General features: G+C 34.4%; 10 protein-coding genes and 1 pseudogene. 3 read left to right on the top strand and 8 right to left on the bottom strand.

Translation table 11 applies throughout. From position 1 onward, the window contains the following. Positions 1-23: 23 nt before the first annotated feature. Positions 24-329 carry a hypothetical protein gene (locus IPK14_09250; protein MBK7993595.1) on the top strand — a complete coding sequence of 102 codons (306 nt, stop codon included), beginning with the start codon at positions 24-26 and terminating at the stop codon, positions 327-329. Between the two features lie 5 nt (positions 330-334). On the opposite strand, the gene IPK14_09245 is transcribed toward IPK14_09250, so the two are convergent. From IPK14_09245 to IPK14_09230, 4 genes are all read right to left on the bottom strand, one after another. Then, complete coding sequence (locus IPK14_09245; GenBank protein ID MBK7993594.1) at positions 335-1,963, bottom strand: HAMP domain-containing protein; 1,629 nt, start codon at positions 1,961-1,963, stop codon at positions 335-337. Between the two features lie 5 nt (positions 1,964-1,968). Next, positions 1,969-2,268: a hypothetical protein gene (locus IPK14_09240; protein ID MBK7993593.1), complete on the bottom strand. Its 300-nt coding sequence runs from the start codon at positions 2,266-2,268 to the stop codon at positions 1,969-1,971. Positions 2,269-2,305: 37 nt separating this feature from the next. After that, positions 2,306-2,647, bottom strand: coding sequence for a TonB family protein (locus IPK14_09235; protein MBK7993592.1), 342 nt, complete (start codon positions 2,645-2,647; stop codon positions 2,306-2,308). Positions 2,648-2,723: 76 nt separating this feature from the next. Then, on the bottom strand, positions 2,724-5,504 hold the full coding sequence (locus IPK14_09230) for a TonB-dependent receptor (protein MBK7993591.1): 2,781 nt from the start codon (positions 5,502-5,504) through the stop codon (positions 2,724-2,726). A gap of 626 nt (positions 5,505-6,130) precedes the next feature. Between IPK14_09230 and IPK14_09225 the strand changes: the two genes are divergently transcribed. Next, positions 6,131-7,570: an aldehyde dehydrogenase family protein gene (locus tag IPK14_09225; GenBank protein ID MBK7993590.1), complete on the top strand. Its 1,440-nt coding sequence runs from the start codon at positions 6,131-6,133 to the stop codon at positions 7,568-7,570. Positions 7,571-7,949: 379 nt separating this feature from the next. Here the strand turns inward: IPK14_09225 and IPK14_09220 are convergent, their stop codons facing one another. From IPK14_09220 to IPK14_09210, 3 genes and pseudogenes are all read right to left on the bottom strand, one after another. Continuing rightward, positions 7,950-9,908: a TonB-dependent receptor gene (locus IPK14_09220; GenBank protein ID MBK7993589.1), complete on the bottom strand. Its 1,959-nt coding sequence runs from the start codon at positions 9,906-9,908 to the stop codon at positions 7,950-7,952. After that, positions 9,886-11,073, bottom strand: coding sequence for a TonB-dependent receptor (locus tag IPK14_09215; protein MBK7993588.1), 1,188 nt, complete (start codon positions 11,071-11,073; stop codon positions 9,886-9,888). The genes IPK14_09220 and IPK14_09215 overlap by 23 nt, the downstream gene beginning before the upstream one ends. Positions 11,074-11,261: 188 nt before the next feature. Beyond that, a pseudogene (locus tag IPK14_09210) lies at positions 11,262-12,760 on the bottom strand (WGR domain-containing protein). A gap of 168 nt (positions 12,761-12,928) precedes the next feature. Between IPK14_09210 and IPK14_09205 the strand changes: the two are divergent. Continuing rightward, positions 12,929-13,522: an HD domain-containing protein gene (locus tag IPK14_09205; GenBank protein ID MBK7993587.1), complete on the top strand. Its 594-nt coding sequence runs from the start codon at positions 12,929-12,931 to the stop codon at positions 13,520-13,522. 23 nt (positions 13,523-13,545) lie between these two features. On the opposite strand, the gene IPK14_09200 is transcribed toward IPK14_09205, so the two are convergent. Further along, the gene (locus IPK14_09200; protein MBK7993586.1) at positions 13,546-14,055 is read right to left on the bottom strand and encodes a DinB family protein; all 510 of its coding nucleotides are present in this window, start codon (positions 14,053-14,055) and stop codon (positions 13,546-13,548) included. Between the last annotated feature and the right edge of the window lie 159 nt (positions 14,056-14,214).

The raw sequence follows: 14,214 nt of genomic DNA, 5'->3' as shown, positions 1-14,214 counted from the left end.
TTGAAAAAATTCTTTTACTAACTATGAAAGCTAAAAACAGCAATGATTTAGAGCTTTGTGCTGGTTGGTTGGAAGGTAATATTTTTGGTTTGATACTTAATTTAGAACAAGAACTTAATATAGACCTAAGACCTTATACCCAAATAAAAAAACAGCAAACCACTTGTCAAATAGTGATTGCTGTTAATTTACTAGAAGAAAAGGATTTAGCCATACTAGAAAAAATTACCAACAATTTTATTAATAACTTTACTCAAGAAAAGCTCACTTCACAACCAGCAGAACTAAAAATTGACTATTGCACAAAAGAAAAGTTAGTTAATTGGTAAAAGTATTATATAGTTTGAAGTGATACAAAATCTTTTTTATTATCAGGTAAACGAAAAACCTTAACCGCTTCTTCTAATTGATTTAGCTGTGAAAGAACAGAATCACCTGCTGAAGATAAATGTTGAGATAATTTGTTATTTCTCTCAATTGTGTCACGTAATTGCACTACAGATTTAACTATTTCCCCTGTTGAAACAGCTTGTTCTTGGCTAGCGGCTTGAATTTCATAGGTGACTAGAGTTAAGTTTTGGATAGCATTAGAAACTTCTTCAGCACCTACTAATTGTTCCTTAGTAATATTATCTATATTTACTGAAGTTTTAGATACAGTATTTACAACAGTTTCAATTTGAGAGAGGGAATTGACTACTTTTGAAGATTGATCTAGTCCTTCCTCTACTAATTGGACAGTTTTACCCATTTGTTTTTCAACTTGTTGGACGCTTTTTTGGACGCTATTGATTAGTTGTGCTATTTCTTCAGCAGATTGAGCCGTTCTTTCTGACAGTTTACGAACTTCTTGAGCAACAACACCAAAACCTAAACCATGTGAACCAGCACGCGCTGCTTCTATAGAAGCATTTAAGGCTAAAAGGTTTGTTTGATCTGAAATATTATTAATAACTTCTGTAATTTTACCTATTGTTGTTACATTAGCACTAAGTTCTTGAATAGTTTTAGAAGTTGTATTTATGGAACTATTAATTTCATTCATCCCTTTTGAAGCTTGATGTACAAAATTACGACCTTCATTTACTGCATTATGAGCTTTATTAACAGAATTTGTAAGATCTTGAGTATCATTAGCAATATTTTTTAGTCTTTCAACCATACCTTTAATTGCTCTATCAGTTTGAGTAACGCTAGAGGATTGAGTTTCTACATTTTCAGCAATTGCTTGAATATTTGTTGAAAGTTCTTCAAGGACTGAAGCCATATTTTCTGCTGACTTAGCTACATTTTCACTATCTTTTTCAAGCTGCTGACCTGAACCTATAAGATCCGTTGAAAGATTAATAGTTTTTACTTCTTCTGCACTGCTACGAACGCTAGAAACAATAGAATATAGCGAATTTACCATATTATTTAATGCTAATCCAAAAGTATCTCTATTACTACGAGGTTCGATTTTAACATTTAGGTTTCCTTTTGCTATTTGTTCTATGGAAGAGGAGAATTTACGTAGTTGCTCAACTAATCGATGGACAGAATTAAGTAATAAAGCTATTTCTGTATATCCTTCTTTGCTTTTTAGATCAATATTTAAATCTCCGGCTGTAAGAGAATCAGTTATATTAGCTATTTGCTTAAGAGGTTGTACAAAAGTATAAACTGCAAGCATAGCCATAATTATTGTAGATAGTATGGCAAAAAGTAAAAGTAAGTAAATTAAGCTTGAGGTTTTACTAGCACTTAATTTTACCTGTTCAATACTAGTTTCAGAATTTTTTATTGCTTGAGTTGATAAACTAGTAAGCAATGTTGTTTGTGAGACACTTATATCATTTAATTGTCCTCCTAAAATATCAAGAGCTTCTTCTGCTTTATTTTCATCTAAAGCTTTGCTAGCTAATAAGGCGGTTGTTTGAAATTTATCAGAATTTTCTTTAATGGTTTGGATATTGCTATCCAAACCTCTTAATTTTCTAAAGTAAGTAGCTTTTCTTTAATCTCATTACCTGAAAGAGCATATTCTTCATTATCAACTTTTGTTCCAAATGTTATAGATTTAACAATGGCATATTGTTGTCTAGTTGTTGCTAGTTGAAGTTGTAGGATAGTAACTGCTTGTTTATATTCTTTACTTATGGCTTGTTCATAACCTGTTTGTACATAATCTATTCCATAAGAAGTAATAATACCAATTGTTATTAACAAAACTACTAAAATTGTGCTGGAGAAGATGGTTTTGTATTTTAGTGATAAGTTAGCCCACATTTTCATAATTTCCATAGTTTTCACAGAACCTTTAAAATCATTCTTTTTCTTCTAGTTGAAACTTAAAAACAATATGACCTGTAGTTCCTGCCATAGATTTAGCAAATGTCCATTGTTTAGCTGCATCTAAAGAAGAAGGCTTAAATAGGGAATTTCCTTCTACAAATTCTGCATTTGAAACAGTTCCTTCTGAGCCAATTTCCAAGCGTATTGTTACTTTACCTTCAACCCTTTTACGTTTAGCTAATGGTGGATAAAGAGGAGGTATTTTTTTCACAGCTTTAGCTTCTAAATTAGGCCCAAGCTCAAATGCTTTTACTACAACAATGTTGATTGCTAGTAGTGCAGTTAATAAAACTGCTACAAAAGCTTTTCTCATTTTATTTTCTCCAAATTCTTTCTATTCTCAAAATTATAGGTTAATCAGTTAAGTTATTTAACATTATTCTAAATAACTAAAATCGCCAAGTATAACGAACAACTAAGTTTATACCAGGAGCATCTAGCCCAGACCCGTGTATTCTATAATTTTTATCCAAGATATTTTCTAGAATTATTGTTACATTGCTATTTTCATTAAGATCAAAACCGCCTCTTAAATTAAGGGTTGCATAGCCCGGAGTAGAGGTAAAAAAGGATGATCTAATTACACCACGACCTAAAACTCTATCTTGAATTTGTGGCAATGTTTCACCTGTTGCTAACAAAACATCATCGGGTGTTCCTGCCCGACCATCTGGGCCATTTCCTATAAGCCCTAAAATTCGCGCTCTATTAGAAAAGAAGAAAGCAATATCACCAGGCCCACGAGTAGCACCTATACGAATATCTGTTAAATCTTGTGTAGAAAGGCGATCTTGAAATGAAGCCATATTAGAATAAGCTTCTACCCAGAAATGTTTTTTCAAGGATTGGTAACGTAAACTAATAAAACCAGTTGCTGGAGGCAGACCGCCTTCAATTTCAGGAATATCTGCTGATTTTTTAACTACCATGTCAGATGGGGTAATTTGACGTAATGGGACAGGGTTTTTGTCTGTACCTCTTATATAAGAGAAATTACCAGATAGACTTAAAGATCTAGAAAAATTAATTTGGCTAGTTAATTCAACACCAGAAAGACGAATATCTGCACTATTAGCTTTAACTATAACTGGTCGTAGGCTGGCTGGAGTGATAACGGATCCTGTAATAGGATCTTGTGCAATAATTGGTAAGCCTCCAATAGTTTTTCCAACTGCTCCTTGAGGCAAAATTAAAGTTCTTTGGTTAATAAAATCCTTAACAACTCCTGTAAATACTGTAGCACTAAATCTAAGATACTTATCTTGGTATTTTGCTCCTAACTCATAATTTAATAAGTTTTCTGGTGTAAGAGGAACTACTTTCTTACCTGTAGAAACAGCCGTTGCATCAGTTGTATTGCCAACAAAACCGCCTAGTGCTTGTGCTTCAGTTATAAGGACTTCAAAACCAGATGGTAAACCCCCAACTGAACCTAAATCTATAATATTAGGTGAGCGAAAACCACTAGTAACATTACCTATTAAATCTAGTTTTTGGTTAATGAAAACTATGCCTTCTAAGTTAAAAGTGACATCATCATTACGGATAGAAAGATTTGGTACAGCAGGTCTACCAGATGCGTCCAAGACATTCTTATCACTATCTGTTTTATAGAAAAATGCGCTATAACGTACACCACCATTAAGACGTAGTCTATTTGGTATTAGCTCAACAGTATCTTGAAGATATGCTCCATAATTAGAAAATTTAGTATCATTTGGTACAGTACCATTAATACGTGTTTTTACGTCAGTTACTGGATTAACAATGAAACGTCTATTTCCTATAGTTTCATTATAAATTTCACCACCAAAAGTTATAAATTGATAGCTACCAATATGAGTAGTAGCTTGTAAACTATAGCCTAATACTCTGGACAATCTAAATTCTTCAAGCTTTGGTGCTGAGATAACACCTTGCACGCCAAATTGTTGTCTTTGGCGGTTAAGTGAAAAAGTACCTGTAAGAGAATCTAAAAATCCTGTTTGATTTCTTTTATATCTAGTGTAAAAGAAATCAAGAGTTTGTGGACTAAAATCAGTTTCAAAAAGACCTGAGCCGCCATTAGTTAAAAAATAAACACGTGTGTTTCGTTGGGTTGTATGTTGATAGAAAAATGATAATTGTTGGTCATCGTCTATTTTATAAACAGCTTTTGTAGTGCCTCCAGCGTTTAAATAGCCGGTATCTTGTAATCTATTGGTTTTAAGTATATCTGAGGAAAGTCCAAAAAGACGTGTAGCTATTGAATGTGAGTCAATACCTTTTCCTGCTCGAAGATCATTTATTCTTTGCCCAAAACCACTAAATAATAAACTTAATTTACTATTACCAATAGTTAATTTTAAGTTTCCTCCTGATGCAGCATTAGCACTACTAAAGAAAGAGTTTATATTTCCATGAAACTCCCAACCATTTTTATAAAAAATTGGATTATCACTAACAACATTAATACTTCCACCTAAAGCATCACTACCATAAAGGGCTGAACCTGGGCCATATACAAATTCTACTTGACGAATGGTATTAGTATCTATTAATCCAATAGTTGACTCAAGGGCAGTTGTAAAAGTACCAGTATTAAAGCGAATATTATCAACTAATGTTGCTACTCGTTGACCTGTAAGACCTCTTACTACAACTTGCCCATAAAAACTACCACCTTGAACTGATTTAATACCTACTTCTTCTTGTAATAGTTGTTGAAGTAGTACCCCAGGTCTAGTTTTTAATTCACCTTTAGAAGCTATTTCAGTTTGCTGTGAGGCATCAAAGGCTTCTTGATTAGAGTCAAGAACTGCTGTAATAGAAACTCCCTCGGAAAGTTCACTAGAAGTTAAAACAATCTCTAAATTGTCTTTTTTCTCCTCTGAAAACGCTAAACCATCACTATAAGTTGAATAGCTAGGGTGTTGAATCACAAGTTTATAATTTCCTAACTTTAGATTATCTACTTGAAAATACCCTTGTTCATTAGTTACAGTTTTTATAATTAAGTTTTGTTGGTCATCAAAAACGGAAACTGTTGCATTGCCAACAGCAGCATTTTGTTGGTTTCTTACAACTCCACTTATATTTGTGTCTTGAACCACTAAAGAAAAAACTTGTGATACACAAATACAGCAAATAATGGTAGTAAGCAAGAGACAACTTTTTAGTTTTTTTATCATAAGAACTATCTCCCACAGATATACTAGTTAATTTTTATTAGGCATAGTCAATAGCAAATGATTAAAATGCTTATGTAACAGTAAGTAAAATAACGAGTTAAAAATTAGTTAGAGTATTTAGAATAAAATTAACAAAATTAACAACAATTCTTCAGTTAATGCCTTATAAAATGTTTTGCAAATTATACATTTATAATGCATTTTTATATCAAAATATGACGTAGTATTTTTTGATTAGTATTTTTTGATAGTAATAATGCTAAAAGCTGTAAAATAACGACTTCTGCGGCAGTATACTATGAAGTATTAACCATTAGCTATAGGTAATAAGTAGTATTTTCGTTAATTTTCTATTAATTTTCTATTATTTTATTATTAGTTTTGTAGGATATAATAATTGTTTACTAAGGTAGTTTTTACATAAAGTTGTTTCTTAAAATAGCTCTCATTTTGCAACCTAAAACTTAAATTTCAAGCTACTATTTTTCACAGAAAAGAAATTTTCTATTATCCAATATATTGTAGTAGAAAGATTGACAGTGCAGTTGTATAAGCAGGATACTACAAATCTTAATATCTGTATTAATTTACTTAACATTATTAATTTTTATTAGTTGGAGGATGTAATGGAAGCTTCAAGAAAACTAAGTGCCAAGCTTTATGACAAAGTTTATATTAACGGTAAATGGGTAGCATCTAAAGGAACAGACTTTTTGGATGTTACTAATTCTGCTACTGAGGAAGTAATTGCACAAGTTCCTAATGGGACGGTTGAAGATGTTCAAGCGGCTGTAGCAGCAGCTAAAGCTGCTTTTGACCTTTGGGCAAATACCCCAAAAGAAGAAAGAGCGAATTACTTAAGAGCAGCAGTAGAAAAATTAAGTAGTAAAGCTGATGAAATGGCAGAAATTATTTCTAAAGAAGTAGGAATGCCCTTGCAGCTTTCCTCAATGGTTCAAGTAGGAATGCCAATAATGAATATGGGATATTATGCTGATTTACTAAGTGAATATCAGTTTGAAGAAGAGGTTGGCAATTCTTTAGTAGTTCGTGAGCCTGTTGGCGTAGTAGGTTGTATTACTCCTTGGAATTATCCTTTACATCAAGTAGTTGCAAAAGTTGCGCCTGCTTTAGCCGCTGGTTGTACTGTAGTTCTTAAACCTAGTGAAGTTGCTCCAATAACAGCTTTTATAATGGCAGAAGTTTTTGATGAAGTTGGGTTGCCTGCTGGCGTATTTAACTTAGTTTGTGGACTAGGCCCGGTAGTTGGTGAAGCAATTGCAGCACACCCCGATGTAGATATGGTTTCCTTTACAGGTTCAACAGGTGCTGGAAAACGTGTTAGCCAAGTTGCTGCACAAACAGTTAAACGTGTTGCCCTAGAATTAGGCGGTAAGTCTGCAAATGTTATTTTGGATGATGCTAAATTTGAAAAAGCCGTTCGTACAGGTGTAAATAATTGCTATTTTAATTCTGGTCAAACCTGTTCAGCTTGGACAAGAATGCTTGTTCCAAAATCCCGTCATGATGAAGCAGTAGCAATTGCTAAAAAGACAGCCGAAAAATTTATTGTTGGTGATCCATTAGGTCAAGCAGAGCTAGGGCCACTAGTTTCTAAAACACAACAAGAGCGTGTTCGCAGTTATATCAAAAAAGGTATTGAAGAAGGTGCAACCCTTGTTGCTGGTGGAGCAGAGCAACCTGAAGGCTTAGAAAAAGGCTACTTTATCCGTCCAACAGTTTTTGCTAATGTAGACAACAAAATGACTATTGCTCAAGAAGAAATCTTTGGCCCAGTTCTATCAATTATTCCTTATGAAGATGAAAATGATGCAGTTAGAATTGCCAATGATACCATTTATGGTTTAGGCGGAGCAGTTTGGTCACAAAATGTAGAGCGAGCTAAAGCGGTTGCTCGCCGTATGCGTACCGGCCAGGTAGACATTAATGGTGGTGATTTTAATCCCCAAGCTCCATTTGGTGGTTATAAACAATCTGGTAATGGTAGGGAATTAGGAAAATTTGGTTTTGAGGAATATTTAGAAGTTAAATCCTTACAACTTTAATTAATTAAAGAATTTAGCTTTTTAATAGCCTAGGGTTTCAGCCCCATAAGCACGAACTTAGGAACAACTAATAGAAAAGTAAGGTGTTAAATCTTAAGCCCCAACGGGGCGAAAGATATGTAGCCCAGAGCGTAAGCTCTGGGTTTAAGTAATATATCATATAAAGCCCCAACGGGGCGTAAGAGCCTTTTCTTAAAGACTCTTACGCCCTTTCAGGGCTTAAGAAGCCTTAACTATAATTTCCTAGGGTTGAAACCTTAGGAAATGTATCTTACACTCCTTCGGAGCTAAGACTTGAGCTATTTATTAATTATAAATAACTTATTTCTTAAGCTCGCGCTTATGGGGCCACACACCCTAGGCTATATTAATTTATGTATTAAAAAGTAAATTTTAATCCAAATTGAAATTCCCGTGATTCTCCAATTGTCCCAAATATTTTTCCAATACTATTTGAAGCTTGAAAGCTTGCTGGTCTGTTACCCGATGGAGCAATATAGCGAAAAACCTCTTGACCATCTTCAGCATTACTTGGTAAGTCAAAATTAGCACGATTAAATAAATTAAAAGCCTCAGCGCGAAATTGCACTTGGAAACGTTCATTTATTTCAAGGTTTTTAACTAAAGAAAGCTCAACACTCTTAAAATTAGGCCCTCTTAAAGTATTTCTTCCTAATGTTCCACGAAAACCTATTTGTGGTGGTGCAAATGCAGCAGGATTAAACCAAAGATTAACGCTACTTCCTCCCATCGGAGTTAAGCTAACTCCAGGAACAAGATCAGGTCTAGAAGTGTTTTCATCCGTTCCATCACGGTCAGGATCACCACTAACAAAAGGTGTAAAAGCAACTCCAGAAGAAAGAGAAATAATTGTGTTAATTTGCCAGTTGGCTAAAAGCTGTTTGGATAGACCTGTTAAGCTTTTTCCAAAAGGCAAATCATAACTAGCATTAAGAACAAAATTATTTCTAATATCAAAATTAGATAGACCTCGATCTAGTTGGCGGTTATATGGGTCAAAAGTACGACCTTGACCATTAGAAAACGTTTGACGACCTCCATTAGCAGAAGCCTCATCAATGGATTTTCCTAAAGTATAAGAAGCTTGTAACTGCAAACCTTGGCTAAAACGTCTATTTAATCCAACTGTAAGAGAATTATAATAAGAGTTAAAGCCTTGTAAAATTGATCTAACAGCATCAAACTTTGGATTTCTTCGTGGACTTCCTTCAGCAAAAAACTCTAGTCCATTAGGCAGTATTTGTGGAATTGCTGTGTTAATATCGCCTGCACCTACTAAATTAACTCCTCGTGAACCAACATAAGCAATAGTTAGTATTGTTTGAGGTAGGATTTCTTGTTGAATATTTAAGTTATATTGCATTAAATAAGTAGGACGAAACCTGCTTGGAAGTGCTTCTGTAGCCTTTTCAATACCCTTAAAAAGATTTGGGTCTACTGGAAGTGTAGAAAAATCTGCTGCTCTTAAGCGACCTCGATTAACAAATGGAAGTGATCTAAAAACAGGTGTTCGGTAAATATGAAAAAGTGGTTGGTCAAAAAATACACCAAAACCGCCTCTAACCGCAGTTTTACCATTACCAAAAACGTCTAACGCAAAACCTACACGAGGAGCAAAATTTACTTTTGGACTGTCAAATAAGGTTTTTGACAAAGTAACTTCTTCATCAAAAATATTATTTAAGTTAGAAATTTTATCATTTACTTCTGTTGGGTCTGTGGCGGTTTCATAACGCAAGCCCACATTGAAAGTTAACCTAGAGTTAAAGCGAAAATCATCTTGAACATAGAGAGCAAATAATGATTGACGAAAACCCCGAATAAAATCAGATTCAGTTGACGCGCCTTGTAGGTCTTGAACCTTAAATTTAAGTAAATCTTCTAGTGAGCTAAACCGTAATTGTCCGCGAGTTCGAGTCTCTGAATTACCGTTGTAGTGAAAGCGTTCAAAAAGTCCGCCTACCTTTAAGAGATGCTTACCAAAGGCTATAGATAAATCATTGGAAAGCTGAAAATCATTAAGGAAAAATAGCTTTGGATTAGTTCGATCCGTTCCTACTTCAGTTAAGCCTGAAACTGTTATTTCTCCTAGTTGTCGGCCTGCAATTAATTGGACAGAGGAATTAGTTTGTGGTACTAACTCGGCTGGAGTAGCACGGTTAAAGCCAAAACGTAGTTCATTTACTATATTTGGTGAAAAAATCTTTCGTTCAGAAATGGTAAAGGTTTGTTTACGATTTACAGCTTGATTAAAAAATTCTGGGAAATTTCTTGGTAAAACCTGATCAGAGTCGTCAAATAAATAGCGTGCAGTCAAAAACATCGCTTTTTGATAAATTATGGTCAAAACGAATAGTAAAAAAATCATTTCGAGCAACTCGGTTTGTTGTCCCAGTAAATTCTGCTGTGCCATCACCAAGGTTGTTTCCATTTGCTCTAGGAAAAAGATTAATTAGCGGTTGGCTACGGCTATCAACCTTAATTACTGACTGACCAGGTAAAACACCCAAACGCGCTTGATCATCAGGAACAATTGAAACACGGCTAATGCCCTTAAATTCACGTAGACCTTCATAACTACCAAAGAAAAATGTCCTATTTTTAATAATTGCTCCGCCTACAGTAGCCCCAAATTGATTACGGCGAAACTCAGGTTTTTCTTTATCAAAAAAATTGCGTGCATCTAGCGTGTCATTACGTAAAAAATTAAATATTGAGCCGTGAAATTGGTTGCTTCCAGATTTAGTTGCAGCAACAAACACCCCACCACTAGAACGGCCATATTCAGCCCCATAAGTGTTTGTTAATACACGAAATTCTTTGATGGTTTCTACTCCTAAAAGTAGCCCTTGAGCATTTCCTGGAGTAGTGTTTAGCGCGTCATTAATTGTTGTGCCGTCTAAAACAAATAAATTTTGATTTGGCCGTGAACCTGAAACAGAAAATTGTGTCCCACGTCCGTTATTAGCCGATGTTACACTAGAACGACTAGCCACAACACCTGGTTGGAGTAGTACCAGTTGGCTTATATCTCTACCATTTAGCGGAAGACTACGAATAGTTTTTTCATTTACTAAACCACTTAAGGTTGAATTATTACGCTCAATTACAGAAGTATCAGATTGAATAGTCAATATTTCTGTGACTTCTCCAATAGGTAAACTAAGGTCTACAATGCTCTCTTGGGCTACGCTAACAGCAATATTAATTTTTAATTCTGTCATAAAGCCAGTTTGTTCCGCTTTTACTTGATAACGTCCAAAAGGCAGGCCAGTAATACGATAGTAACCTTGATTGTCTGTAGTAATTTGACGTGTTAACTCAAGATCAGGGCTATAAACTGTTACATTTGCTCCTAAAAGTGCTGCTCCTTGTTCGTCGGTAATCCGGCCAGTAATTGTTCCACTAGTTGATTGACCAAAGGAAAGTGAGAAACTAAATAATAATAATGTGAGGCTAAATAATAATTTTTTAGTGAACATTAGTATTTCCTTAATATAAACTAAATAATAATAAAGTATTTTATAAAATATATATAAATTAATCTTAAAAATGTTATGAGTTAATGTTAGTATAGGGTTAAGTAGTTGATCTACTACTTAACCCTATAAGAATTTTAATTAGATACTACATAATAGTAATATTTAACTAATTAATTACGCTAGCCATTTTAGCTAGAGATTTTCTTAATGTTGCCTAATACGCGATAAAACCCGCCTCTTGCAGACTCGCGCACTTCATCAACTAAGTACTTAGCGTTTTCTTCTCTAATGTCTTTAGGAAATTGACAATTCCAGTCTTGATTATAGCCTGGTGAGATAACACGCACACGTAAATTGCTAGCTTCCTTAAAGCACTCAACTAAAATTCCTTTAGTTGTATCACTAGTTGTTTCTAATCTAGTAGTAATAGTTGTTTCAATAACGGTTGTAGTTGTTAGATTTGGTGCTTTAGCTTCAGGAACTACACCCGTTTGAGCTAAATTAATAGCTGCTTCGCTTACATCAATACAGGCTAAAAAATTATAATTAGTAACAATATAAAGTTTATCCTGGAAAAATTGCATAGATTGTGCTGCTCCACAACCTGAGTTAAGTTTCCAAAGACGATCCCCTTTTTGGTTAAAACAATAAATATTGCCTTGAGAATCACCAGCAAAAACATACTTACCATTTTCTGCTGTAGCACAAGAGCATAAAAAGTTATCACATTTATAAATAGTTTCTAACTCTCCTTTTTTGGTAAAACTATAAACTTTAGCATTAGAAGTTGCAGCATAAACTGTAGATTCTTCTTGCCAGCCAAACCCTATCCAACCATCTGTTGGTTGTGACCAAATTTCTCGGCCATCTTCCCAATCATACATTGTTACTCCTTTAGAATGACCATGATAAACACCTATTTCATCACATCGTACCATCCAAGCCTTATCACCTCGGCTTTTCTTTGACCATTGTGATTCATCTTCATGATTAATAATGGTGATACGACCTTCTGAGTCTGATACTGCTAATATGCCGTCTTTAATATCAATCCAGTAAATATCAATATTTTCAGCTATTTCATAAGCTAAACGGGGAGAATTTCCACTTAAATCATAGACATTTCCGTCATCACAACCAGCATAAAGCCAATCATCATCAGCAACTATGCTTTTAACTCCATCAGGCAGCTTAAATCTTGCTCGAACTTCTAAAGAATGGTCTAAAGCAATAATATTTCCTTGCTCATTTCCTACCCAGCATAACGATTCATCTATAAAAATACCTAAAGCACTAGCTCCACTATCAAACTTCCATAGTATTGGTAATTGTTTTACAGGAACTTTAGCAGAAGGTTTAGTATTTGCTCGATTGGTAGTTGAAGTAGTTGATCTAGTGCTAGTAGTTGTTGGAGCAGAATATTGCTGCATCATTGCTGAACGGCTTGTTACAGCACGTTTTTTCCTTACACCTTGAAGGAATCGTTCATATCGTTTTTTAACTTTTCATTAATTTTTTTGTTTGCTTCTGCTAAGGCTTTTTCTACTGTAGGATAAGTGGTTACTTGTTTTTGACCTTGATCGCCTATACGACCATAACGAATAGATACTTCTACGCCATTTACTACCACTTCGTAGAATTTATGTGCAACACCTTCAGATAGTTCTAAGTAAGCATTTAGAGACATCTTATTACTCCTAAACTAATGAGTTTTTACATATTTATAATGACTTTATAAATTCTTTGCTGTTTTACTAAATTTTTATCTTAGCCGACAAGGTTATATGATATTCTTTGCCTAACTTCAATTAATAATTTAGCTTTTTTCTTAAACTAATTAAATTTGTGGTAACTTATGTCTGATAACGAAAATCAATTAACTGAAAGATTTGAACAAGCTTTAGTTTATGCTACTCAATTACACTCAAAACAAAAACGTAAGGGAACAAATGTTCCTTATGTTGCTCATTTACTTACGGTTGCAGCACTTGTATTAGAGCAAGGTGGAAATGAAGATGAGGCAATTGCAGCCTTACTTCATGATGCAGTTGAGGATCAAGGCGGACTGCCTACACAAGAAGAAATAAGAAAGCGTTTTGGTGAGCGAGTCACAGAAATAGTTATTGGTTGTACTGATACAGACACATTTCCAAAACCACCTTGGAGAGAAAGAAAAGAGCGTTATATTGCACATATTCTTACTGCACCTATAGAAGTACGTAGGGTATCTATGGCTGATAAACTTCATAATGCAAGGTCGGTTTTAATAGATTTTCGCCAACATGGTCATAAAGTTTGGCAACGCTTTCGCGGTGGGCGTGAAGGTACGCTTTGGTATTACCGCGAAATGGTAAAAGCTTTTCAAGAAACTGGCGGTGGGGTAATTGTTGATGAACTTGACCGAGTAGTTACAGAGTTAGAACATCTAGCCGCTACAACTGATGAATAGTTTAAGTAGGATAACTAGCTATCCTACTTAACTTTATCAAGAGTTTCTAAAATTTGTTTATGATGGCGAACTTCATGCGCTCCTAAAAAAACAACAGTATTTACTCCGTCCATATCTCCAAAAAATGGGTGTTTAAGAGTTAATTTCAACATACCATCATAGCCAGCTTCTTTGCATATTTTTTTTAGTAAATCACGAGTTTTATTAAAGTTATCTAAAGTTTCCTTTTTTGCTGGAGGATTAAGAGGTTGGGCAATTCTAGGAGCTTTTACTTTAATTAAACGAACTTCTGCCATCCAACCAGGCACTTGAAAGAGTCGCCTTAAAGCACTCATTGGAGGCACAGGATTTTCTAAAGCCTTTTGCATAGAAGCTATATAGTTGTTTTCAACAATAGTTAAATGATGGATGTTTTCAGCTATACTCCACATTTCAGGTACAAGCCGATTAGAAAACTTTTCTTCTGTCATTGGATTAACCAAAGATAACACCTTTTCACGTGTTTCTTCTAATTTAGACAAAACTTTTTCCATAAAAATTAATTTACTCCCTACAGTAAGAAATTATTAATGGTTCTTTTAAGAAAATTTAGTTAATTTGTTTAATTTACATTATTTTGGGTCAATAAATAACTCTTACTAGTGCAAAATCTGGAAGTTTTTAGCAAAAACTCTGGCTGATTTTTTCTTCTT

It is taken from the genome of Blastocatellia bacterium (assembly GCA_016713405.1).
Classification (GTDB): domain Bacteria; phylum Acidobacteriota; class Blastocatellia; order Chloracidobacteriales; family JADJPF01; genus JADJPF01.
This window is presented reverse-complemented; position numbering and strand designations above follow the sequence as displayed.